A 24,107-nucleotide genomic window follows, 5' to 3' on the forward strand; every position below is an offset into this window, starting at 1 on the left:
CTTTGAACACAACTTGATATTTTTTATTATATCATATTAGTTGTTTGTGTAATTAATTTTGTTTGACTACTTACTGTATAAGTGCCATTGTTGACGAGTTCGTTGATTAGCAGTTCGCTGATGCCTTTGGCGGCGCCGACTCCCCTGTAGGAAGTGTAATAGCTGTTGGTGGTGCCGTAGTCGAAATCCATGACGACGAGGCGCTTTTTGGCAGTCGCTTGGGCGAGTTGGGTTGGGGGTTGGGTGGTGGCTGGTGTGGCGATCGCGTTGACTGAAACGCCGGCTAGCATTAGGGTAGCGAGGGAAATGCTGGTTAAGCGAGATATAGTGGTTGTTTTCATAAAGGTTTCCTCACAATTGTTTTGTGCCGACTCTAGGATACTTTACGGAACAGCCCGATGTCAGGGTTGGGGGTGAGGAGGTTGGAATTGGCTGGTTTTAGTGTTTTTTGACTTTCAACAGGCTTAATTTTGGTTAATTAACCGCAGAGGACGCAGAGGACACAGAGAAAGAAAGGAAGAGTTTAATCAAGGTTTCAATCCTTTATAGGGGTTTAGGGGTTTTCCTGCCAAAAAATCTCATATCTCTGTACTCTAAAGGTGGCCACAACCGCACAGCCATCCAAAATTCCTCTTACCCCCCAGATTCCATAAAACCCATCAACCAATTAGCCATCGTCGCCCTGCGAGTCTGTCTGGGCCCGAATTCCCCAATTTTATAGCCTTTAAAGCCTAATTTTTCCTTCAGCAACTGCTTTTTTTCTGGAGGAGTCGATCGAGTCAATTTCACCGTCGCCGGCCTAGAATCGATAAAATCCGGCGGTTCCGGGTACTCTTGACGCCACTCGGCTGCAACACCTGCACTGTTCCACTTGCCAGTCTCGGCCTCCCAGCGGTAGCCCAGATACTGCCAAACTAGCTGATTGACAGCAGCATCGTCGATTTCTTCGTTGAGAATAGCCCAAATAGTTTCGTTATTGAGCGGTGGTAATTCAGACATGAGCGCGATCGAATCGGAAATAAAAAAAGTTTAACTCACATTAGATAAAATTATCAGGAACGGGCAAGATGCCCGTTCCACAAAAAATCATAGGAATTTGTTTGTGGGGTGGACACGCGATCCCGCTCAAAATGCCACCCCAAAAAATTAATTATTCAAAATTCCGTCTTTCTCGGCCATAGACAGCATCAAATCAATCACGCGGTTAGAATAACCCCACTCGTTGTCGTACCAGGAAACAACTTTGAAAAACTTAGAATTCAGTTCGATTCCCGCACCTGCATCGAAAATGCTCGATCGCGCGTCGCCCTGAAAATCTGTCGAAACCACCGCATCCTCAGTATATCCAAGAATGCCTTTGAGTTCGCCCTCCGAAGCTTTTTTCATTGCCTCGCAAATTTCTTTATAGCTAGTTTCCTTCGCCGTTTTGAAAGTAAGGTCAACTACAGACACGTCGGGAGTTGGCACGCGCAAAGCCATTCCAGTCAACTTTCCTTTCAATTCTGGCAACACCAAAGTAACAGCTTTTGCTGCACCGGTCGAAGATGGAATAATATTTTGAGCCGCCCCGCGTCCTCCCCGCCAATCTTTTTGGCTGGGCCCGTCTACAGTTGGTTGAGTAGCTGTCATTGCGTGAACAGTCGTCATTAAACCTTCTTCCAATCCGAAGTGATCGTTGATAACTTTGGCAATTGGTGCTAAACAATTCGTCGTACAGCTAGCATTAGAAACAACAGTATCTTTGGCGGGGTCAAATTTGTGGTGGTTGACGCCGACTAGAAAAGTGGGAACTTTTTCCGGGTCTTTTGTTGGTGCTGAAAGTATTACTCGTTTTGCTCCTGCCGTCAAATGTTTTGATGCGCCTTCAAAATCTGTAAACAATCCCGTAGATTCTACAACATAATCTGCACCGGATTTACCCCAGGGCAATTCTGCCGGATTTCTAATCGCTGTGCAGGGGATAAAATTTCCGTCAACGACAATCCCGTCTGGTTTGCTTTCAACTTCGCCGTCGTAAATGCCGTGGGTGGAGTCGTATTTGAAAAGATAAGCCAGGTTGTCTGGCGAAACTAAGTCGTTAATGCCGACAAATTCGATGTTGGGGTTTTTGATGCCGGCACGCATGACTAGCCGTCCGATGCGACCAAATCCGTTGATGCCGACTTTTAATGCAGCCATGTTTAAACTCCTATTGAAAATATCGTTAGTCGATCGGGCGTTAGGGAAGCCCGCCCCTACGGGGGCTACGCCAACGAAGAGGATCGCCTGTTGTGGCTTAGAATTTACCACGCTAACCGATTTTGGCAACTGATTCTTTTCTATATCTTAATAATTCTGAATTCTGCGTCGGCTGCGAAGGGCAATTAATCCTGAAATGACGGCTGACTAATGGCTAATGGCTGATATTGTAAACTTATAAAAATGATTGAAATAGACAGAAATTATTTTCAAAATTGCCTTTTTTAAATCAGGCTAAAGTAATAATAAAAAACTTATCCAAAAGGCGAAACGGATTGGCATTCTCACCAGTGGCGATTGTCGGAACCAAAGCCTAGGATGAAAGTCGCATATCCGCTCAAGGACACGGCATTGCCGTGTCCCTAAACATATGGCGTAGAATCTATGTGTAGCTCAAATTTTCCGAATTGGTATAATCACTAAGGACTAATAACTACCCGACGCACCTAGTAATTAGCAATTCCACCGCATCTGAAATAAAACATGACCCACCAAATTTATTGAGCACGGGTCTAATGTTTTCTGCAACTGCTGAAACTTGAGCTGGCGAACAAAAAGCAAGCACATAAATGTTATCCAGCGCCGTCATTGATGAATGGCGAGAAACGTGATCCCTGGTGCTTTTTCCCGCGACATCACGAATCACCGAATAACCGGGTACGCCAGCTTTGTCTAAACCGTCTAAAATCTTGCCTAGTTCTACTGAGTGGGCTATGATTTCTACTCTTTTGACTGACTCCATCATCTCACCTCCAAAACATATTGATTCCGTATAGATACAGGGGAATGCCTACAATGATATTAAATGGAAATGTCACTGCTAAGGCAGTTGAAATGTAAAGACTTGGGTTCGCTTCGGGCACAGTTAGGCGCATGGCTGCTGGTACTGCTATATAAGAAGCACTCGCGCACAATACGGCAAACAGCAAAGTGTCTCCCTGCGGCATTCCGATTAATTTCGCTATTAGCAAAGCAATTACTGCGTTGACTATGGGAATTAGGATTGCAAAGCCGATCAGAAAAACTCCTGCTTCTTGCAAATCTTTAATTCTGCTAGCCGCAACCAGCCCCATGTCTAGCAAGAAAAAAGTCAGAACCCCGTAAAACAAGTCTTGAGTAAACGGACTCATAACTTCCCAACCGTGTTCTCCTGTCATTATGCCCATAATTAGGCTGCCAATCAGTAGAAAAACTGAACTGTTTAGGAATGCTTCTTGCAACACTTCTGACCAAACTATTTCCCGTTTTCCTTCTTCCCCGCCGAATACACTCACAAGGATTAGCCCGACTATAATTGCTGGGGATTCCATTAATGCTAGCGCGGCTACCATGTAACCGTCAAAGTCGATCCCCTGTGCTGTGAGGAAGGATGTTGCGGTGATAAATGTGACGGCGCTGATGGAACCGTAGGTGGCGGCGATCGCGGCGGCATTGTAGGAGTCGAGTTTTATCCTCAGTATGAAAAAAGTATAAATGGGTACTAGCATTGACATCAGCATCGCTGCCAAAATTGTCAGGGCAACTTGCTGGTCAATTCCGCTTTTGGACAGTTCGACGCCGCCTTTAAATCCGATCGCAAACAGCAGGTATAGCGAAAACAGTTTGGGGATGGGCGCTGGAATTTCTAAATCAGATTTGAGAAAAATTGCCAGCATTCCCATGAAAAAAGCTAATATGGGTGGATTTAAGATATTTGACGCGACTAAACTCAAATCCACGATCGTTCACTCCCATTTTTTGCGTTTTTAATATTACTTCCCCAGTAATTGTGGCACGAGAATGGATCAATAGACCGATCGAACTTTTGACACCGAAGCTTGCTGAAGCTAAATACCGCCAAATACGGCAAAGGCGCACAGTACGCACCGTACAAGGAGTAAGGTGTGCACTGTGCACCTGCAGGCTAAGTATTGTTGTTTAACTAAGCAACTGCCAAATAAGACTCTAGGGCTTCGGAACCACCGATCAACTTGCCGTCGATAAATACTTGTGGCACAGTTGTAGCCCCAGTCACAGCCCGGAGCGATCGAGTTGTGATATCCCGGCCCAAGACAATTTCTTCATAATCCAAGCCCTTTTGACTCAGCATTGCCTTAGCCTTAGCGCAGAAGGGACAGCCCATTTTTGTAAACAGCGAAACTACCTTCGGCTTGGCTGCTGCGGAGTTGATGTAGTTGAGCATCGTCTCGGCATCGGACACTTTGAAAGGGTCTCCCGGTTCATCAGGCTCAATAAACATTTTTTCAACCAAACCATCTTTTACCAGCATCGAATAACGCCAAGACCGCTTCCCAAAGCCTAAATCTGTTTTGTCTACCAGCATTCCCATGCCTTGAGTAAATTCGCCGTTACCATCTGGAATTAACGTCACATTTTCTGATTCTTGGTCTTTTGCCCATTCGTTCATCACAAAGGCGTCGTTGACCGAAATACAAACGATTTCATCTACGCCGTTTTCTTTGAAAACTTTGGCAAATTCGTTGTAACCGGGGAGGTGCGTTGACGAACAAGTGGGAGTAAAAGCTCCCGGCAGCGAGAAGACTACTACGGTTTTACCTGCAAATATATCATCGGTGGTGACATCCACCCACTGGTTGTCTTTGCGAGTGCGAAAGGTGACTTTGGGTACTCTTTGACCTTCTTGGTTCGTCAGCATGATTTTAAATTTTTGGGTACTTGGGTTCAATTCTTTTGCTTACTTTAGCGTACTCATAACGAGTATGACTTGTCAAGGGGAGGCAGGTCTTTTGCTCGGACTTGGGCGCGCGAGAGTCAAAAATCTCCCTTGGTGCTCCATTTCCTGCCCGGTAAGTCCGACTTCATCCGCGCCACAGAGGCAATCATGAACCCCCTCCGACCCAAGAAACCGGGTTTTTGCCCAAAAATATTTCGTTGTTACCCCCAGATTCGGTTAAAAACCCGGTTTCTGACCACCCGTGCTTAAGTCCTGAAAGTAGCAAAAAGAGAGTTTATTACCAATCAAACTTCCTCCCCAAATACTCCTCTAGCTGCTGATTGTAAGGTCGAAAATAATCCCTCAACCAATCGCGAATTGATTGATTGACCGGCGGGTAAGAACCGGGATTAGCATTTGGGTATTCAGACAATTGATGTTCCGGCAAATCTAAGAATTCTAAAACTTGCTTGAGTGTTGTCGCTGCACCTGCATAAAAATCTTCGCTTTTCAAAATTAACAACTGTTCTCGGGGAAAGAAAGTCCGCCAGTTTTTTATAAATTCTATGTACCTACCGCGAGCTAAATAATTCCCCGGTTCTTCGCCGATGATGTATTCTGGATTTTGATTCAACCGTTCAACTTCATCGCTAATTGCTCGATCGAGCGATCGCGCTTCCCAATTTAAGTCAGTCAAGCGGTAAAATTGAGAAATCGCCCGATCGACCGGATTTCGCAAAAGTACAATCAGTTTCACCTCTGGAAACAGGCTGTAGAGACGTTCCGGTGCTTCCCGAGAGTCAAAATAGCTCGGACTTGCTTCACCCGTCAAAAATTGCTCTCCCGGAGGCATTGGCGCGAAATGAGCCAAATACCAATCAATCCCTCTGTCAAAGTGCCACGAGAAAAAATCCATCTCCTTTTTAATCGGAGTCAAAATTTGCGGGTGTTGGGCTAAATAAGTATAAAGAGAAGTTGTGCCGCACCGCTGAGAACCAATAATTATAAAGTTAGGAAATTGGACTGGTTTTAAGTTCCAATTTTGTAGAACTGGCATCTTGCCTGTATCTGCTTGTAGAACTGGCATCTTGCCTGTTCTATTACTTATAATAGATGCAAAACTTTGTTTAAAACTGACAGTTCGATAAAAATCAATCGCCTCGGCAATTTTACCTTGCCTCGTCAAGGCTTCTCCCAAATTCAGATAAGGCCAAAAAGCCTCCGGTTTAGCTGCAACAACTTCGCGGTACAAGTTCTCAACTTCATCCAGCTTGTTTTGCATAACAAAAACTTCCCACAAATTGTAATAAAACCACCAAGGAATATCGGGATTTATTTCTATTGCTTGGAAAAATGCCGCCGCCGCTTCCTCCCAATATTTTTGGTGGCTCAAAACAGCACCTAAATTGTAATAAGACCAGCAATCATCGGGTTTTTGGGCGACAGTTGCGCGAGATGAGGCTAATGCGCGATCCTCTTCGAGGGCAACGCTTACGCACTTTTCTTGCTGCTGCAACAACTCCTCTAATTCCGCTGAGAAATTACCACAAGTCGGCATAGCTGTCAAGAGAGCTTGGTAAAAAATAATTGCGCTTTTTGGGCGATCGTACTTGGCTAAATTCTGTCCTAACTGCAAATAAAACTCCCAATTTTCCGGTGTAATTTGCAATTGAGATTGTTCTAACACTAAATTTAAATCCGACTCTGTTTGTCCGAGAGCGTATCCCAACTTCTCGTAAATTCCCGGCAAATCTCTGTCAATTTCAACAGCTTTTAAATACGTAGCGATAGCTTCATCCCACTGTTTTAGTTTAGTTAAAGCGTCGCCTAAATTGCAAAAAGACCAAGCAAAATCAGAGTTGAGTGCAATCTCGCAGCGGTAAGCAACAGCAGCCTCTTCCCATTGCTGAAGTTTCAGCAAAGCATCGCCCAAATTGTGATAAGACCAGGAAAAATTGGGATTTAACTCAACCGCTTTTTTGTAAGCAGCGACAGCTTCCTCCCATTTTTCAAGTTTCAGCAAAACATCGCCAAAACTGTGATAAGACCACGAAAAATTGGGATTTAATTCAATAGCTTTTTTGTAAGCAGCAACAGCCTCATCAAATCGACCGCTTTCTTGCAGGGAATTCCCCACATTGTGGTAGTCATTATCCATGCAACACTCCTGCAAGAGACATTAATTTTTCTAGAGAGTTCAAATCCAACCGCATATCTTTATGTAACGGTTTTGTAGGAGTTCCATCATCAACCAAATCGCCAATTATATAGTAATGTTCCAAACCGCACAAATTGCTAATCATCCAATAACAATGCGGAACGTAAAGAGGAGAAAAAATTTCAATTACCTTAGTTCCCGGATTGCAAAAAACTAGATTAGTCAACCCCCCTCCGTGAGGTGCGACAACCACTTTAGCAGCAGCCAAACACGCTGCTTGTTCCGCTACTGACATCGTTTCCAACTTGACACTGCGAAACCCCAATTTTTCTAAGTATTTAATTACCTCTTCATCGTTGACGATTCGCCGATAGGATGCTTGTTGGCGGCTGATATAAATTCGCTCTGAATATTCTGTTTTTAGTGGGTGTTGTTCATTTAAAAATGTCTGTTTGAGAAATTCACACTTCCATTTTGAAACCGCCCCCGCTCCGTCATATGATATTGATGGAACTATTAATTTATCGGCGGTAATGTGTAAATTGCAGCGACTTTCTAAAAGTTTATCTTGAGGAATTCCTAAAATCTCTAAAGTTTCTGCTTGATAGGAAGAATCCGAGGCATTGACAACAAACTTATCTATAGTTTCTATCAATCCGCTCCGCTGCAAAAGGTCAAATCGCGTAATCACATCAAACATCCAATGAAAATAAGCAGCTCCACCCCAGCGAGCCGATAAAAAAGCCACATTTCCATCGACGTGTTCAGCGGGAGGCAATTTGTCGGAAGTGATTACCAATTCAGAACAGCCCATTGAAATATCAGCAACAAGTTTATTGTCTGAAGTAATCACAGCGGTAGTCACAACATCTGCCCAAGCTCGTCCGTTTGGCAATACGGCAACAAAAGCTTTTCTGGAATGACTTTGATGTTCCCAAAACCTGCGGCTGCTGTCGATTGTTTTGGAATCAGATAAATTGATTTGACTCGCAGGATGGATGTCAATGCAGGTGAGGTGCGGATTGGATTCTGCTGGAACGGTCAAATCTTCTGTAAACCCACAGTATTTTTCGAGAATACTTAAGGGTAAATTTTGATTACTGCATTTTGCCCGATCGCTCTCATTGGCTTCTCCTTGTTGTTCCAGAGCATAACCTATATTATCGTAAGCTTCAAACAAATCTGGTTTAATTTGCAGGGCTTGAACTAAATTAGTGATTGCAGGTTCCCACTGCTGTTTGGCAATTAAACTCAAACCCAATCCTTCGTAACACCAGCAGGATTTTGGATCGAGATTGATACCTTTTTCAAAAATGGCGATCGCCCTTTCCAATTCCCCTTGATTCCGCAGGGCATCACCCAACTTTTTGTACAGCCAACTATGCTCAGATTCTAGCTCAATAGCACGACCAAAAGCCACTGCTGCTTCGGGCCAATTTTCTTGTAATTCCAGAACTTCCCCCAAACTATTGTACAACCAACAATCATCGGGATTTAATTCAATAGCTTTGCGGTAAGCCCCCCCCGCGTCCTCCCAATTTTCCAGTGCAACCAAAGCCTTACCTAATCTCTCGTAAGACCAACAAAAATCGGGATTTAGTTCAACTAACTTGCGGTAAGCAACAGTAGCTTCCTCCCACTCAGAAAGCTCCATCAGCACATCGCCTAAATTGTTGTAAGTCCAACAAAAATCGGGATTTAACTCAATAGCTTTGCGGTAAGCAGCAGCGGCGTCGTCGTGTTCCTCAGTCGCCTGCAAAGTTTCCCCCAAAAAGTGGTAAGACCAACTAAAATTAGGGTTTAGTGCGATCGCCCGTTGGTAAGCGGCCCGAGCTTCGTCAAACAGTTCTTTCTCTTGCAGAGTTTTACCCAACTTGTGGTAAGTTAAGTAGTTGTTCGACTTGATTTTAATAGCTGTTTGATAGCGAGCGTTCGCCTCATCCAAATAACCGGAATTCGCTGCAATATCCCCCAACTTTTCCCAACCCAGAGACAACAGATTTTGCTCTTCGCCCAAACTTTGATTGCCGATTTTTTTAACAATCAGTTGATAGCCTTTGTGTACTAATTCTAATTGACTTCCAAACATCTCCAAAAAAACATCTATCCCAATTTTAGTATCTTGCTCCGGGCTGTCGGGAAACGTAAACTCGTAATCGTCAAAAATCATCAATCCCCCAACTTTCACCAACCTCCAAGATAAAATCGCATCTTGCAGAGCACTGGTGGGTTTGTGACAGCCGTCAATGTAAGCAACCTCGTAATATTCCGAATTCAAATTCACTAACAAATCTTGAGAGTAACCTTCTAATTCAATTACCCGATCTGCTGCTCCCGTTTTAACAATATTGCCCTTAAAATGTTGTTGAAAATACAAATCAATACAAGTAATCTTTGCCGTCGGATGAGTTAAAATATTATCCAGCAGCCAGCAAGCCGACATTCCCTGAAAACTGCCGATTTCCACAACTTGAAAATCCGCCATTCCGGTAAATTCCTGCAAATGCCGTTGCCAAATAGGAATATTGTGGGTAAACCAATCTTGGGTAAATTGATAATCTTTTGCCGCACACTCAGGCCAACCCCTCAATTCGCTCGCTTTTTGGTGGCAAATAATTGCTTCTTCTAATTCCCCTAATTGGGGTAAAATATTTCCTAAATCGTTGTAAGGCTTAGAATTTGTCGGCTCGATTTCTATTTGGTGGCGGTAAGTGGCAATTTGTTCGTATAACTCCTGTTGTTTCGCCCGAACCTCCAGGAGTTTTACAACAACTTCCGCAGCATTGGGTTCAATTTGCAGTGCCATACTATAAAATACGATCGCACCTTCCAACTGCTTCTGTTTCGCTAAACTATTTCCTAAATTTATATAAAACTTTGCTCCATCTAACTCAATTTCCAGCAAATTGTGGTAAATTTTCCCGCTGGAAAGTACCTCTACACCTTGACAATAAGTTTCGATTGTGCTGTCTAAACCCGATTCGCTGCGCTTCCGCAAAACATATCCCAACCGCTGATTAATTCCCGTCAAATTCGGCTCAATCTGAACCGCGTGCAGGTAAGCGCTAACAGCTTCATCCCAGGATTGTTCGCAGGTTAAGGCAATTCCCAAATTGACATAAAACCAAGGAATATTGGGATTTATTTCAATAGCTTTGCGGTAGCAACTAATAGCTTCGGACCACAGTTGTTTTTGAGCCAAAGCGTCCCCTAAGCAATTGTATGCCCAGTAAGAATTCTCATTAATTTCCAGAGTTTGACGGTAACATTTAATGGCTGCATCAAAATCGCGTTTTTGCGCGAAAACATTACCTAAACCCACGTAAGCCCGAGCGTATTTGGGATTGAGTTCGATGCTTTTGTTGTAACAGGCGATCGCCCGATCTAATTCTCCTCGCTCCGCCCAAGTTTTACCCAAACTGTGGTAAGATTCAAACGAATTTGGATTGATGGCAATGGCTTGTCGGTAATTGGCGAGCGCCTCATCCCACCGCTTCTGACCAACCAGCATTTCCCCCAAATTGTGATAAGCTATTGCCAGCTTCGGGTTTAACCCAATTGCCCGCGAATAACATTCAATAGCGCGATCGAACTTTCCCAATTCAACCAAACTATTTCCCAGAGTGACTTGTTCCTCAGCAGTTGCCCAATTCGGCTCAATATTAAAAGCTTGATACCAACAGTCGGCCGCCTCTTCTCGCTTCTCTAACTGCGTCCAAATTTTCGCCAACTGCCGATAAACCGCAGCAAAATTCGGCGCTAGCGAAATTGCTTTTTCACAATTGGCGATCGCCTTTTCCCACTGTTTCGCCTGAGAATACAAAATGCCGAGATTAGCATAAACTTCCGGCAAATTTGGATTGCGATCAATTGCCGATTCATACCACTGCTTAGCTTGCTCGATTTCACCTCGAACCTGCATCACCTTTCCCAGCGTCTGGCAAGCTGTCGCCAAATTCGGTTCAATTTTCAACGCTGACTCGCAAGCAGCAACTGCCTCATTCAACTTTCCTTCGGCTAAATAAACTTCTGCTTGCCGACTCAAATCAACCGCTGCCTTTTCCATCTTCTCAATCGAGGGCATAATTAAACTTACTCCAGACGCCAACTAACCCAAACCCACCACTTCAACCATCTTTTTCAGCGAACTCAAGTTCACTAAAATATCCTCAGTCAGGGAATTCTGATACATTAACTGTCTAATAGGATAGCATTCAAAAGCCTCGCCCGTTAAAAAGTAATGTTCCAACTGCAAATATTGACTGATTCCCCAGTAATAATGGCTGATATAGTGAGGCGACACCAACTCAATTACTTTAGTTCCCTGGCGACTAAAAATCGTATTTGTCAAGCCACTGCCGTGGGCAGCTACTATCACCTCAGCGTGGTAAAAATGAGCAATTTGCTCTGCCAAAGACATCGACTCAGGCAAAATAGAAACAAAGCCAAATTTCTCCAAAACCTCAACCACATCTTCCTCGTTCAAAACTCGTCGGTATCTTGCTTTTCTGCGACTGATATAAATCCGTTTTGGATAGCTCGAACTAGATATAATTTCCTTGAGAAACTCCCGTCTCAAAAAATCCATCGCCCACCCAGAAGGCCAGCCCAAATATCCCGCAAAAGAAGGTACAATCAACTCGGTTGCTTGTATGTGGGGCAAGCGATCGCTCTCCAAGACTTTCTCTTCGGGAATGCCCAAAATTCTTAGACTTTCCCGCTGAAATTGGTGCTGACAACTATTCACCAAAAACCAATCAATTTCCGCCAAATCCCTACCGCTGTGCCGCAGCAATTCTATCCTCGGCAAAACATCAACCATCCAGTGAAAATAGACATTTCCCGACAAACCAGAAAGCACCGCCACGCTGCCATCAATTTGCTTTAAATTTGGAAATGATTCTAACTTAAAAACGCTGTGTTTTCTAACATCATGCTTTTCACATCCAGGCAAAAACCCCGGATAATCTCTCGACACATCAGCCAACAAATAATTGTCAGGAGTAATTACAGCGATCGCCTTGCAAATCAGCCAATAATTTTCCTGGGGAACAATCCAAACTCGGCCGTTGGGAATTGCAGCCACAAAAGTCTTGGGCGACTGCACAGGTATCGGTTGCGAGTTGGACAAACGGCAAACTCCCCAACCCAAATGCACTGGATCGAACCACTTAGAAAGTCGCTGCAAACACAGCCCGCAAGTTAAACCGCCACACTCGGAATTTGCCAATTTGGAAGGGGCGATCGCAAATTGGGAATTCGGAATATTTTCTGCGCTTGCTTTTGGTGCAGATTTCCAAAATATTTCCACATAATTGTCAGCATCCAACTTAGCATTAACCAGCCAATCCCAACTCGATAAATAAATACCCTGAGGAGGTTTTAGAGAATTGTGAGCGGGCGAGATAAAACTCTCTTTTTTCCACTGTTTCTGCTCCCCATACCCGTGCAATTGCAGATCTAAAACCTTTTGATAATAATCAATCGCCCGTTCCCAGCGCCCCTGTTTTTCCAGCAGTTTTGCCAACTCAAAATAAACCTGCGGTAAAGCAGGTTTAATCGTCACAGCCATCCGGTAAACTGCAATTGCTGCACTCAACCGCTTTTGCTGGGCTAAGGAATTTCCTAGCCGCCAGTAAATCTCTGCATTCTGTGGCTGAATTTGCAAAGCTTTTTGATAATAAGCGGCGGCAGATTCGTGTCCGCCGTACTCTGTTAAAGCATTTCCCAAATGCAAGTAGATTTCGGCTAAATTATCGCAAATTTCAGCAATTGGTAATTCGCGAGCGCCACTTGACAAATCTCTAACCGCACCCTCTTTTTTATTTAGTTTTAAATCCCTTAAATTCGTGACATCCCTTGTCGAACTTCCCATCAATGCTGTGAGAAATCGATCGCACGCAGCGATCGCCCTTGACAATTCATCATCTTCTACCGCCCCCACTCTGCGCCTGTCTCCCAAGCGGCAGTAAGCCTCAACAAAATCAGGCTTCAGAGCTATTGCCAGCTCAAAATAAGGCATGGATTCAGCAATTTTGCCCAAAACCATCAAAGAAAACCCGGCGTCTGTATAGCCTGAAATATAGTCGGAATTAATCTCGATCGCGCGATCGAAACAAGCAACCGCCGCCGAATGTTCCCCCTGTAATTGCCACGCTTTCCCCAAATTGTAGTGAGCCAAAACCATGTCGGGCTCCAACTCAATAGCTGTGAGGTAAGATGCGATCGCCCTTTCCGGACTTTTGTCCAGCAAGGCTTGACCCAAATTATTGTGCAGCGTTGCCCAATCCGGCTTAATCTCCATCGCCCGCTGGTAAACTTCGATCGCCTCAGCAGCCCGATCCTCCTTGAGCAAAATCACACCCAGATTGCTGTAAGCTTCCACGTAATCCGGCTTCAGAGCAATCACCTGTTGGTAGGTATCCATTGCCGCTTCGAGCTGACTATTTTCATCTAAAACCACAGCCAGATTGTAGAAAGCATCGAGATAATCGGGTTTTTTTGCGATCGCATTTCGGTAACAGTCGATCGCCCCCAACAAATTACCCTGCTTGTGAAAAACATTTCCCAAGTTATAATGAACTTGCGCCCAGTCTGGTTTCAAATCCAGAGCTTGTCGGTAGTGAAAAACCGCCTCATCCAGCCAGCAATACTCGCTGTAAAGTTGACCCAAATAAGCATGAGCCAGAAAAAACTGCGGCGAAATCTCCAAAGCTTGCACAAAAGCGTCTCTTGCCGCCGTCGGATCGCCTTGAGCTTCGAGAATTTCGCCTAAAGTCGTGTAAGCCGAGGGCGAAAATGGTTGAAGTTCGATCGCCTTTTTGCAAAACTCGATCGCCTCAGTTAACTTCCCCCGGTTCAAATAAATTTGGGCTTGCCGGATATATTCTTCAGTGCTCATTGCTAGCCAGCAGTTGCGGTTTCTTTACCGCTTCAGTAAAACCTAGAAATTCTAATTTAAAAACTTTGTATTTATATTTGGCCCCATCGGGCGATCGATTAATTTTATCAATAACTGTCGATCAATTTTTTTTAACTGCCCCTGCTTTAGTTCCTGCATTGAATATTTCAACCTCACCCTGCTTGTGGCAGAGTGAGGTTGAAATCCTTTAAAACTACCGGCTTTGTGAGAACAGCCCCGAATCTTATCCGGTGCTGCCCCACAACAGCCAGTTGTTTTAGAACAACTCGAAGTTGTTCGAGGTAATTGTCAGGCCAGGCTGCAACTGAGCAATAGTTAGCACTCCGTTGCTGCCGTTGAAGTACAACGCACCGCTTGTTGGATCGTAGACCAACTTGTTCGTCGTGGCTGTTCCCGGAGTAGCTGTGTTGAAACCAGAAACGACGACAAACTCGCTCGCCTCGAAGGTGCTGCCCAAACCAGCGAACACACCGCCCTGCTTCAAGCGGATCTTATCTTCGCCTGGGGTAAAGTCAGTGATCGTGTCTACGCCATAATCGCCACCGCTGGAGAAGAAGTAGAATGTATCGCTGCCCGCACCGCCCGTCAGGACATCGCTGCCTCTGTCGCCAGAGATAAAGTCATTGCCAGCACCGCCATTGACAGTATCGTTGTCTTTACCGCCGAACAGGCTGTCGTTGCCGTCCCCGCCGCCGACAACATCGTTGCCCATGCCGCCAAAGACTGTATCGCTCCCCGATCCGCCGAGTACGGTGTCGTTACCTTTGTCACCAGAAATTACGTCATTGCCATCACCGCCGTCTACCAGGTCATCACCTTTACCGCCAAAGATGAAGTCATCGCCGGTGCCACCAGCGACCACATCGGCGCCACTGCCTGAAAAGATGGTATCGTTGCCGTCGCCGCCGCCGATACTGTCATTGCCGCCTCCGGTAATAATCAGCTCGTTGCCACCGCCACCAGCGACGACATCATTGCCCCCAAAAGTCAGGATGATATCGTTGCCGGGGCCGCCGTTCAACCTGTTGTCGCCGGTGGTGCCGATAACGGTTGAGCCACTGCCACCTATACCACCTGGTAGTGAACTTGCTGGTTGTGTTGGATTCGTTACCTGTGTCATTTACACTCCTCCTAAAAGATCAATCATTTTTCTACAATACACTTTTCCCTCCAAAGGGATTCAATAAATGAAACCGGACATCGGTTGAGACCCTAATTGACCCGGCTGCTATAAGCTGTCATGTAATTTAAATGGTCAGCAGCGAGCCTGAGAGCGCGAGTTGAATCCTGTATTCGTTGAGCAGCAAATCTCGGTTGTTTCCTGCTTTTGACTCTCGACTCCACCACTGCCTCCTCTAACACGAAAATATTCCAGTTAAACGTTTGCGAGTTTACCATAATGACCGTCAGTGTGGCTAGTCATTATTAAAACAATACCCGGAAGATACACAGAGACCATTTTTAATGGGAGTATGCTCTCAAGATTGAGAAGTTGCACCGGGCCCTTGGCACTGTCGATCGCCGGAGAGTTCGAGCGCCCGCAATGGGGCTGGAACTGAGCTGCGATTTCTTTTAATTACACTGTAGTTGACCAGACTTTTGATTTTCGCCAATAGTTCCCCAGAAATCAAAATTTTTTAGATCCATTTGAAAGCAAGCCGGCGCACGCTGGAGGCCGTCTTTAATCAAAAGTGCGTCCCAACGCAGTCCCGGACGGGCTTTTGAGCCTCATCACCTGGATGTTTCCAGCCAAATCCCTCACGCTCAACGCAGGATTTTGGCTAAAAAACCCAGTTTTTCAACCCCAATCCGTCATTTCCACCGTGATCCACATCCATCCGGACAATCAGACAATGCAGCGCTCGTCTTTTGGTGAAGTTGGGATGAATAGTGGGCCGGTAGATTGGTGACGGTACTGTCACTTGATTTTAGATTTTAGATTTTAGATTTACTCCAGAGATGAATCGCAGTTATGGGTTGGCGCAATTGTAGTTAGGGATAATTTACCTTTTCATAATGCTGAAGCCGTCAATCGATTGGAGATTGGAGATTGGAGATTGGAGATTTGAGAATTGAAGCATTGACCCCACGGATAAATTCGGGGGGCAAGTTTCATCGGATACAGGTTTTTTATTTCTGGACGGATGAATCCGGGGGCTTGTATCCTGGATGCTTTCGGTCAATTTTTTGATGGCATCTATCGAAGCCAATGTAAAATTCTTACCTCGATACTCGCCGGATTTATCTCCCATCGAGTTGTAGCGGGCAAAAATCAAAGCGATTTTCCGTTCTCAAGGAGATCCACCTTCAAATGTTCTTGATGAAGCGATTACTAAAGCTATTAATGCTCTTACTGATGAAAATGCTTGGCTATCCTTTCATCACTCTGGTCTCTTTTGATAAAAAAGTTAAATAGTCAATTTTTGTGGTACATTCGATGGCTAATACCTGTGAGTGAAAATATTAAGTTTTTAGCCAATTGTTGTTAACTTCGAGCTGATCATTAACGATTAGCAATTTTCCGGAAAATTTTTTCCGCTTTCATTCAGAGAAAATCTCTACTATTTATTCCTAGCGGTGTGCTGCTAGTTGCGCTGGTGACGCGTTGGAATTGCTCTGACTGTCGTAGTTGTAGATGTGAACCTGAGAGTCACTCTCGAAAATATAATTGATGGAAGTAGCTCCATAGTATGCCAGCGCTAGCAGCGACAATAGATGAAGAACTCTATAAATTGGTTTCTCAGATACTTCGTTCATTTTGACTCCTACGTTTTATGCAAATAACGAATTTGGATACCGTGACGGCACTTTTTTTTAGAAGTTCCCAAACATCTCGCACCTCTAAAAATTTAGCTGACTCCCGTTATACACTCCTGATGCCCGATCGCCTAAAATAAGTCGTACTTGAGATTTGAAACAGCTTTTGTTGCCTATTTCATATTGCAGTCTCTGCCTTGAATTGTCTATCTAACTACGGTAAGAGTTAGGCATTTTGGGTGCCAACGAACTCTACAATTTACTGTTTAGAGCTGCTACGATTTGAATAAAGAGAGCTGGGAAAGCTTACAGAGCAAAGAGCCTAGCTGTTTTTCAACACCTAGCCAGGATTTTCCCACATTCTATTAATGGTAGGTAGCAGCCGGAAGTATAAAAATTCTTAAGTTGGTCAGCGGCAGGCGGAAATATGTCTGAAGTTATATTTTTGCAAGCAACAAGCCATGTTAAATTACATATTAGTTTTGAGCTTGGTTGAGGTGGTCGATAATTTTTGGGTAAAAAATTTTGTAATCGCTGTCCGATAATTTGAGTCTGACAATTTTGCCTGAACAATTTTGACTCAGCCGCACCATTAAATCACGGTGTGACAGAAGAAAATTTAGGCATCAGTTGATTGGATACTTCGGCGTGAGACGTTCGGCTAGCGCTCCGTCAATCTCGCTTAGTTGAACGATTTGAGATTTGAGATTTATTTGACAGATGAATCTAAGAGCTTGAACAAAAGCCTAAAATTTTGGGCGACTGCCAACTCCTGCCGGAAAATTGTATCCGTTTTTGGGCGGGTTCAAAAAGCAGAAGGCAGAATTGGATATGGGTAAAAAAATACTGTTTTAGAATTCAGAATTTTTCTGGGATTCTACCTTCTAGCTGCATTTTTTCTTACAATGAAACAAGATAACTTACTCGCTGCCAGGAGCGATGCACGCCGCATAATTTAGGACGAAAGCACCGACTGTGTTGAAGCCAGTTACTTCCACAATTTATTATAATTCTTGCTCGCATTGAGCGGTTTTTACAACAGACTTCTTGCTAGTAATTTGCAAAAGAGATAGGGGCAGAACAACAGGCCAAAACAGAGGCCCGATTATTAAGGCTATCCAAGATATCACGTCTTTTTTAGATGTCGCAGTATCATTCCAAAAACTTTTGAACCAAACAAGAAAAACGATTAAGGCAATCAAAAAGTAGCTAATCATTATCATTTTTTTACCTGCCTGCCTGCCTATAGATGAGAGAGAAGTATTTATAATTATTGTATCTCAGGGTGTGGCTCGCCGATCGCAACTTTATGCCCTGAGCTGCAAGCTCCTAGTGTCTAAAACCAAAAGTTTCACAGCTATCCAAGTCCATAGCCTGCGATGTTGAGCAGACTTACTCCCGCTGCGCCGCGGTATTGGGAACTAAAAGCCTTGCGTTCAGGGCTTTTCGAGGTTTTGTCAAACCTTGAGGCTACCACCCCAATCATAGCTTATGCGATCGAGGTATTGGGTTTTCTGTGATTTAAATCACGTATACTGGCAGACTTCGGTCACAAATCGAGCCAAGAACGATCACACAGCTTACCCGACTGCAATCACCCTACTCTTTTGTCAAATGCTCGATATTATAATAGTCGAGTTCAACGAGATTTCATGCAAGCTCTGACTTTAAAATCTGATCGCGCGATCGCTGAACTGTTCTATCAAGTCACCCATTCAGGCAATCTGACTCGCACTGAAAGCCACGGATTGCGCGAACTCTGCCAAAGCGCTCTCAGCGAAGACGCCCGAGATGCAGCCAACCGCCTGCTGCACGCCATCCGCCGCGGATGGGTCAGGATTTCCGATTAGTCCCCTCACACAAGAAGTTGAGATGAGTATTTCTACTTTCTCTCCTGTCAAGCTTTACCAACAATAAGATTGAAGTGAGTAGGTCGCTCCATTAACCCTCTCCAAAAAAAAATTACTGCGATCGAAAAACTCGAACCCGGTTTCTTGAAGAAGCCGGGATTTTTGATTTGAAGCAGTCAGCCGATTTTAGATTTTAGATTTTAGATTTTAGATTGACTTCACAGATCAATCTGGGAGCATGAACAAGAGTCTAAAATTTGGGGCAGATGGCCGCTGGTGTCGGAAACTTGTATCGGTTTTTGGGCGGGTTATTAAGTATATCCACGGAACAAAGACCCTACCAAGAAACTAGGTAAATGTAGGTAAAAGCGGGTTTATAAACACCGTAAAAGTTTTACGTTGAATTAAGCCATGCGATTTAGCGAGCAGTCATTAGTAATCTATTAATAGATAAATATTCCGAAATTTGTCACCGTCTCTTGACAAAAAGTAGAGATTTCGGAGTTGCCAAAAGCGAGGAATCGGGACGGGGTTGGTGTTTCAAGTTGCGGGGCTATCCAGGAAATATCCGATCCCCAAGTTCGGCTGACACAAATCACTCATCAAGAGCCAATCGATCACATTTACTCCCGTAGTTGAATCACATAAATTTTGGAAAAATCAGTCAATACTGTCAAGAGTGAGTTCAAGAAAAAAACACATGATGACCACCCAAACACTTTTACCTCAATTTACTATTGCAGAACTAGTCTTTCAGGTATATCACTCCGGTCTGCTGACTCCCACTCACCGACAACAGCTCAAGACAGCCCTGTTAAATGACTGTCTTACCGAAGAAGATCAAATAGCCATCAACCGCTTGCTCCACGCCGTTCGCCGGGGCTGGCTGAAAGTTGTAGATTAAACTCGGTTCTAAATTTTTTGCCACTACTCTTTAAATTCACTGTCACTTGAAGGCAGAATTAAATCTCCTTAAAAAAATCAGGCATTAGCCTAAAGGTAGGGTGCGCCACAAGCACCCTGCGGTTTTAATTTCTATTTTGTCAGCTTATTTAGTCAGAGATTGTGCCGTCGGGCATCATGGCCTCTCTCAGATTCGCTTCATCCAAATTTGTCCCGCGCAAAGAAGCTTGATGCAAGTTTGCTCCCCGGAGATTTGCTCCCTTAAGGGAAACTCCGCTCAAATCTGCTTGATGGAGATTTGCACAGCTCAAGTTAGCTCCGCTCAAATCTGCTCCCTTCAAATCCGCTTTTTCCAGATTTGCTTCCGTCAAATTTGCCCAACTCAGATTTGCTTGAGTTAAGTTAGCACGGCTGAGGTCAGCTTGTGTTAAGTTAGCATCGGTTAAATTTGCTTTGCTCAGGTTGATTCCGCAAAGCTTTACTTCTGTCAAATTTGCACCTTGCAAGTTAGCGTTAACTGCATAAACTTGAATCAAAATTGCCCCCTGAAGGTTTGCATCTCTCATATCTGCACCCCTGAGACTCGCCCCCGTTAAATCGGCGCCGCTGAAGACGACACTCCGCAAGATGGCTCCGCTCAAGTTCGTTCCCACCGCCTCGCATTCGCCAAAATTAGCGGACATGAGGTTGGCTTGGGAGAGGTTGGCTTGGCTGATATCTGCTTGATACAGATTAGCTCTGTAGAGGGTGAGACCGATCGAATTTGCACCTTTTAAATTAGCGTGACTCAGGTCAATATCGCGCAAATTTGTCCTTGACATATGGGCACCGCTCAGGTCTACTTTGTGAAAAACCCGTTCTCCGGCTGCATACCGTTTGAGAAGTTCATCTGCATCCATGTCATTTTCCCCAAAATAATTAATAATACCTTTGATATTTCAATAATATTAGGAATGAGTGACCTTTACGTTTCTTGGCCTGAGTACCATCGGAAAATTGAGGATTTGGCTGTAAAAATTGAGGAATCTCAGTGGAAATTCGATCGAATTGTCTGTCTGGCGAGGGGAGGGCTGCGGGTTGGGGATACTCTGTCGCGGATTTTCGACAAACCTTTGGCGATTTTAGCTGCCTCGTCCTATGGTGGGACCGAGGGAAATGTCCGGGGTGCGATCGAGTTTGCCCGCGATTTGACAATGGTGGGCGATAATTTGGGCAGCCGCATTCTCCTGGTTGACGATTTGGTGGATTCGGGAATTAGTTTAGAGCAAGGTATCGCTTGGCTCAACAGTCGCTACGGCGAGGATATTCAGGAAATTCGGACTGCTGTACTCTGGTACAAGGCTTGTTCTGTGGCGAAGCCGGATTATTATGTAGATTATTTGGCTGACAATCCTTGGATTCACCAACCTTTTGAAATGTACGAAAAGATGAGTGCGGCTGATTTGGCAGCGAGAGTTGCGAGTTAGTCAATAAAAGACTAAAATCAGGTCAATTTTTTATAGGTTTTTGCCGAGATCTTGCACTTTTTGGCATAGTCCGCCAGGGGTTAAAAACCCCTGTCTCATAGCTAAAGTCCTCTGAAAGAGGACTGGATATTTATCAAGTTTGGGCAGTCGGTTTCAACCGACTTTAGCTATGAGACGGGGAATTTATTCCCCGGCGGGCTTGTGAGTAAGTGCAAGTCTGCTGATACCATTAGCGAACCGAAAGAATCCGATCGCCCAATTCCATACTATCTGCCAAAACTTCCTGCCGCGCCCACCTATCCGCCCCCAAAATATCCTCTAAAGCAGGGCTTTCACAGTTATCGGTTTGATGTTTGTCGCACGCCTTCTCAATCAACTTTGGAATATCCAAAAACTGAATCTTCTCCTGCAAAAATAGCGCTACCGCCTGTTCATTTGCCGCATTCAGCACCGCAGGCATCGAACCGCCCGCACGTCCCGCCGCATAAGCCAACTGCATACAAGGATACTTTTCGTGGTCGGGTTCTCGGAAAGTCAAATCCCCAGCTTTTACCAAATCCAACCGTTCCCAATCTGTATGAATTCGCTCCGGCCAAGACAAAGCGTAAAGCAGGGGCAAGCGCATATCTGGCCATCCCAATTGCGCCAAAACAGAGGTATCTTGCAGCTCAATTAACGAGTGAATTATGCTTTGGGGATGGATGACAATATCAATGTCATCATAATCCATTCCGAATAAGTAATGAGCCTCGATGACTTCTAATCCTTTATTCATCAAAGTAGCAGAATCGATCGTGATTTTCTGCCCCATCGACCAATTCGGATGTTTCAAAGCATCGGTTACTGTTACTCCTGCTAATTTGTCGATCGGCAAATCTCGAAAAGACCCCCCCGAAGCCGTGAGAATAATTCGCCGCAACCCGCCAACCATAACACCTTGGAGGCACTGAAAAATTGCTGAATGTTCCGAGTCAGCCGGCAATATTTTAACGCCGTATTTTTCGATTAAGGGGTTGACAACGGGGCCCCCTGCGATTAATGTTTCTTTATTGGCTAAGGCAATATCTTTGCCTGCTTTGATAGCCGCAATTGTTGGCAGCAAACCAGCACAGCCAACTATGCCGGTGACGACGGCTTGAGCGTCGCCGTATTGGGCAACTTCGACAACGCCTGACTCGCCAGCAAGTAAAATAGGTTGAGGGTCGATATCTGCGATCGCCTCCTTCAATTCCAATAATTTATCTTCGTCGCAAATCGCAACAATTTCCGGTCGAAACTGGCGAATTTGCTGGGCCAGCAACGTTACATTTCGTCCGGCGGTTAACCCGACAATCCGAAATTGATCGGGGTATTGAGCTACTATATCCAAAGTCTGAGTGCCGATGGAGCCTGTGGAACCGAGAAGAGTTATTGCTTTCACAATTTTTTAATGTTTTGTGGATTATTCTAATATTACGATTGCGGGGATAAAAATTAGTGGTTAACTATTGCGTGGAAAGCACATTCGATGGAATCATATTTTGAGTGACCACCTAGTGCCAGATTTCATGCAGAATAGGGAAAATGTTGCTGATGACCCTGAGGACATCAGTGTCTCGATCGCCGAAAATAGAGAGGAAGGTCGATCGCAACTACCGTCGAGTTTGGTTGGGGCGATCGCTACTGCTGCAGCAATTTTCTTTTTGTGTAGCAGTTTACGGCACGCTTTATTCCAATCAACTGGTTTCGATTTGGGAATTTTTGACCAAGCAATTTACTTAATCAGCCAAAACCAAACGCCTTTTTCTTCTTTAATGGGGATTCATATTTTGGGCGATCACGCAGCGGTAATCTATTATCCGCTAGCTTGGCTGTACAAAATTTACCCGGATGTGCATTGGCTGCTGTTGGTACAAGCAGTTGCATTATCCCTGGGGGCTTGGCCTACCTGGAGTTTAGCGCGTTTGGCAGGTTTGAATCAAGAACAATCCCGTGCGATCGCATTGATTTATTTGCTCTATCCGGTGGTATTTAACATCAATTTATTTGATTTTCACCCGGAAGTAATCGCTTTACCCGCACTTTTTGCAGCAATTTTGGCGGCGCGTTTAAATAAAATTGTGTGGTTTTGTACCGCTATTCTGTTAATTTTGAGCTGCAAAGCGGTTTTGTCTTTAACCGTTGTTGCTATGGGGCTCTGGCTGTTTTTTTGCGAAAAAAAGCAACGGTGCGGGGCGATCGCACTTTTGCTCGGTGCAGCTTGGTTTTTGATAGCTTCCCAGAAAATCATCCCCTTCTTTAGCGGCAGCGAAGTCGCTGGAGTCGGGCGTTACAGCTATTTAGGCAAATCCGTACTAGAAATCATCATCAATCTCATCTTAAAACCACAGTTAGTATTAGGAAAAATCCTTTCCTTCGATACATTCAAATATTTATTTCTCCTCACCTTACCTGTGATTTGGCTGCTCTTGCCATTCTCGGGCAAACTACGGCTACAATATTTAACAGCGCTAATTCCTGCCCTCCCTACCCTGCTGATCAATATCCTCTCTGACTTGCCATTTCAACGCAGCTTAGCCTATCAGTATTCAGTGCCTGTAATTCCCTTTTTATTTTTAGCACTTATCGCGAAGGAAGAAACAAGGAACCGGGAAGAAATAAAAGGCAACAAGGAAGAGGATAAAGCAAATAAGCAACCGTTTTTAACATGGCTCAATCGGTCACAATTTAAAAACTTCCGAATTACTCAACTTTGGCGAAGAATTCAATTGCCGAGAATCATGATAATGTGGTCGTTATTAATTTTACTATGGGTGGGCGAATATAAAGATTTTTATCTGTACATCAATAGACTAGATACTTGGCAAGCTACACGGGAAGCAGTCGCCCAAGTTCAACCGCAAAGCAGTATTTTAACAGATAATAGACTTGCCCCTCACTTTGCCCACCGCCCAATAGTAAAATTGCTGTCACAAATTTCGCCGCAAACAAATTTAGCTGAATTTCAATACATATTATTAAACCTACGCCATCCCTGGCCTGATACTGAAAAACTTGGTGCTACTTTAGCAAATCAACTTAAAAACTCTCCCGATTTTAACTTAACTTTTCAAAAAAACGAAGTTCTGCTATTTAAACGAAAGGCTGATTAAAACAATAA

At 44.4% G+C, this 24,107-nt stretch carries 17 protein-coding genes; 4 read left to right on the forward strand and 13 right to left on the reverse strand.

What is annotated here, in order from left to right; translation table 11 throughout:
• Nucleotides 1–26: 26 nt before the first annotated feature.
• From QUA04_RS12870 to QUA04_RS12920, 11 genes are all read right to left on the reverse strand, one after another.
• A complete protein-coding gene (locus tag QUA04_RS12870; RefSeq protein WP_333257618.1) occupies nucleotides 27–341 on the reverse strand; it encodes a hypothetical protein in 315 nt (104 codons plus the stop codon).
• A gap of 292 nt (nucleotides 342–633) precedes the next feature.
• Entirely contained in the window at nucleotides 634–999 is a 366-nt protein-coding gene (locus QUA04_RS12875; RefSeq protein WP_333257622.1) for a DUF1823 family protein, read from the reverse strand.
• 147 nt (nucleotides 1,000–1,146) lie between these two features.
• Nucleotides 1,147–2,178 (reverse strand): type I glyceraldehyde-3-phosphate dehydrogenase, encoded by a 1,032-nt coding sequence (gap, locus tag QUA04_RS12880; protein ID WP_333257712.1) that lies wholly within the window; start codon nucleotides 2,176–2,178, stop codon nucleotides 1,147–1,149.
• Between the two features lie 493 nt (nucleotides 2,179–2,671).
• Entirely contained in the window at nucleotides 2,672–2,983 is a 312-nt protein-coding gene (locus QUA04_RS12885; RefSeq protein ID WP_333257625.1) for a P-II family nitrogen regulator, read from the reverse strand.
• 1 nt (nucleotide 2,984) lies between these two features.
• Nucleotides 2,985–3,956: a sodium-dependent bicarbonate transport family permease gene (locus QUA04_RS12890; protein WP_333257628.1), complete on the reverse strand. Its 972-nt coding sequence runs from the start codon at nucleotides 3,954–3,956 to the stop codon at nucleotides 2,985–2,987.
• A 203-nt stretch (nucleotides 3,957–4,159) separates the two neighbouring features.
• A complete protein-coding gene (locus QUA04_RS12895) occupies nucleotides 4,160–4,894 on the reverse strand; it encodes a glutathione peroxidase (RefSeq protein ID WP_333257630.1) in 735 nt (244 codons plus the stop codon).
• Between the two features lie 316 nt (nucleotides 4,895–5,210).
• On the reverse strand, nucleotides 5,211–7,070 hold the full coding sequence (locus QUA04_RS12900; RefSeq protein WP_333257633.1) for a tetratricopeptide repeat protein: 1,860 nt from the start codon (nucleotides 7,068–7,070) through the stop codon (nucleotides 5,211–5,213).
• Complete coding sequence (locus tag QUA04_RS12905) at nucleotides 7,063–11,154, reverse strand: tetratricopeptide repeat protein (protein WP_333257636.1); 4,092 nt, start codon at nucleotides 11,152–11,154, stop codon at nucleotides 7,063–7,065. Before QUA04_RS12905 ends, QUA04_RS12900 begins: the two co-directional genes overlap by 8 nt.
• Nucleotides 11,155–11,178: 24 nt before the next feature.
• Entirely contained in the window at nucleotides 11,179–13,971 is a 2,793-nt protein-coding gene (locus QUA04_RS12910; protein ID WP_333257639.1) for a tetratricopeptide repeat protein, read from the reverse strand.
• Nucleotides 13,972–14,248: 277 nt separating this feature from the next.
• Nucleotides 14,249–15,112, reverse strand: a complete 864-nt coding sequence (locus QUA04_RS12915; protein ID WP_333257641.1) for a calcium-binding protein — start codon at nucleotides 15,110–15,112, stop codon at nucleotides 14,249–14,251.
• Between the two features lie 1,451 nt (nucleotides 15,113–16,563).
• Nucleotides 16,564–16,749, reverse strand: a complete 186-nt coding sequence (locus QUA04_RS12920) for a hypothetical protein (protein WP_333257644.1) — start codon at nucleotides 16,747–16,749, stop codon at nucleotides 16,564–16,566.
• Between the two features lie 1,652 nt (nucleotides 16,750–18,401).
• On the opposite strand from QUA04_RS12920, the gene QUA04_RS12925 reads away from it, so the two are divergent.
• Nucleotides 18,402–18,599, forward strand: coding sequence for a hypothetical protein (locus tag QUA04_RS12925; protein WP_333257647.1), 198 nt, complete (start codon nucleotides 18,402–18,404; stop codon nucleotides 18,597–18,599).
• 703 nt (nucleotides 18,600–19,302) lie between these two features.
• Entirely contained in the window at nucleotides 19,303–19,503 is a 201-nt protein-coding gene (locus QUA04_RS12930; RefSeq protein WP_333257713.1) for a hypothetical protein, read from the forward strand.
• 148 nt (nucleotides 19,504–19,651) lie between these two features.
• On the opposite strand, the gene QUA04_RS12935 is transcribed toward QUA04_RS12930, so the two are convergent.
• Nucleotides 19,652–20,401, reverse strand: coding sequence for a pentapeptide repeat-containing protein (locus QUA04_RS12935; protein WP_333257648.1), 750 nt, complete (start codon nucleotides 20,399–20,401; stop codon nucleotides 19,652–19,654).
• 54 nt (nucleotides 20,402–20,455) lie between these two features.
• Here QUA04_RS12935 and QUA04_RS12940 point away from each other — a divergent pair, with 54 nt between their 5' ends.
• Nucleotides 20,456–20,968, forward strand: a complete 513-nt coding sequence (locus QUA04_RS12940) for a phosphoribosyltransferase family protein (RefSeq protein ID WP_333257650.1) — start codon at nucleotides 20,456–20,458, stop codon at nucleotides 20,966–20,968.
• A 229-nt stretch (nucleotides 20,969–21,197) separates the two neighbouring features.
• Here QUA04_RS12940 and dxr read toward each other — a convergent pair whose 3' ends face one another.
• The gene (gene dxr / locus QUA04_RS12945) at nucleotides 21,198–22,388 is read right to left on the reverse strand and encodes a 1-deoxy-D-xylulose-5-phosphate reductoisomerase (RefSeq protein ID WP_333257653.1); all 1,191 of its coding nucleotides are present in this window, start codon (nucleotides 22,386–22,388) and stop codon (nucleotides 21,198–21,200) included.
• A 127-nt stretch (nucleotides 22,389–22,515) separates the two neighbouring features.
• Here dxr and QUA04_RS12950 point away from each other — a divergent pair, with 127 nt between their 5' ends.
• Nucleotides 22,516–24,099 (forward strand): DUF2079 domain-containing protein, encoded by a 1,584-nt coding sequence (locus tag QUA04_RS12950; protein WP_333257715.1) that lies wholly within the window; start codon nucleotides 22,516–22,518, stop codon nucleotides 24,097–24,099.
• The last annotated feature ends 8 nt before the right edge of the window (nucleotides 24,100–24,107 follow it).

The sequence above is a fragment of the Microcoleus sp. S13_C5 genome (genome assembly GCF_036700845.1).
Taxonomy (GTDB): Bacteria; Cyanobacteriota; Cyanobacteriia; order Cyanobacteriales; family Microcoleaceae; genus Microcoleus.

What these genes read in the sequence shown, in the direction of transcription:
- QUA04_RS12940 (WP_333257650.1), top strand. Translation starts at nt 20,456, where the DNA reads ATGAGTGACCTTTACGTTTCTTGGCCTGAGTACCATCGGAAAATTGAG.
- QUA04_RS12910 (WP_333257639.1), bottom strand. Translation starts at nt 13,971, where the DNA reads ATGAGCACTGAAGAATATATCCGGCAAGCCCAAATTTATTTGAACCGG.
- gap (WP_333257712.1), bottom strand. Translation starts at nt 2,178, where the DNA reads ATGGCTGCATTAAAAGTCGGCATCAACGGATTTGGTCGCATCGGACGG.
- QUA04_RS12875 (WP_333257622.1), bottom strand. Translation starts at nt 999, where the DNA reads ATGTCTGAATTACCACCGCTCAATAACGAAACTATTTGGGCTATTCTC.
- QUA04_RS12925 (WP_333257647.1), top strand. Translation starts at nt 18,402, where the DNA reads ATGCAAGCTCTGACTTTAAAATCTGATCGCGCGATCGCTGAACTGTTC.
- QUA04_RS12895 (WP_333257630.1), bottom strand. Translation starts at nt 4,894, where the DNA reads ATGCTGACGAACCAAGAAGGTCAAAGAGTACCCAAAGTCACCTTTCGC.
- QUA04_RS12935 (WP_333257648.1), bottom strand. Translation starts at nt 20,401, where the DNA reads ATGGATGCAGATGAACTTCTCAAACGGTATGCAGCCGGAGAACGGGTT.
- QUA04_RS12900 (WP_333257633.1), bottom strand. Translation starts at nt 7,070, where the DNA reads ATGGATAATGACTACCACAATGTGGGGAATTCCCTGCAAGAAAGCGGT.
- QUA04_RS12915 (WP_333257641.1), bottom strand. Translation starts at nt 15,112, where the DNA reads ATGACACAGGTAACGAATCCAACACAACCAGCAAGTTCACTACCAGGT.
- QUA04_RS12930 (WP_333257713.1), top strand. Translation starts at nt 19,303, where the DNA reads ATGACCACCCAAACACTTTTACCTCAATTTACTATTGCAGAACTAGTC.
- QUA04_RS12885 (WP_333257625.1), bottom strand. Translation starts at nt 2,983, where the DNA reads ATGATGGAGTCAGTCAAAAGAGTAGAAATCATAGCCCACTCAGTAGAA.
- QUA04_RS12920 (WP_333257644.1), bottom strand. Translation starts at nt 16,749, where the DNA reads ATGAACGAAGTATCTGAGAAACCAATTTATAGAGTTCTTCATCTATTG.
- QUA04_RS12870 (WP_333257618.1), bottom strand. Translation starts at nt 341, where the DNA reads ATGAAAACAACCACTATATCTCGCTTAACCAGCATTTCCCTCGCTACC.
- QUA04_RS12905 (WP_333257636.1), bottom strand. Translation starts at nt 11,154, where the DNA reads ATGCCCTCGATTGAGAAGATGGAAAAGGCAGCGGTTGATTTGAGTCGG.
- QUA04_RS12950 (WP_333257715.1), top strand. Translation starts at nt 22,516, where the DNA reads ATGCAGAATAGGGAAAATGTTGCTGATGACCCTGAGGACATCAGTGTC.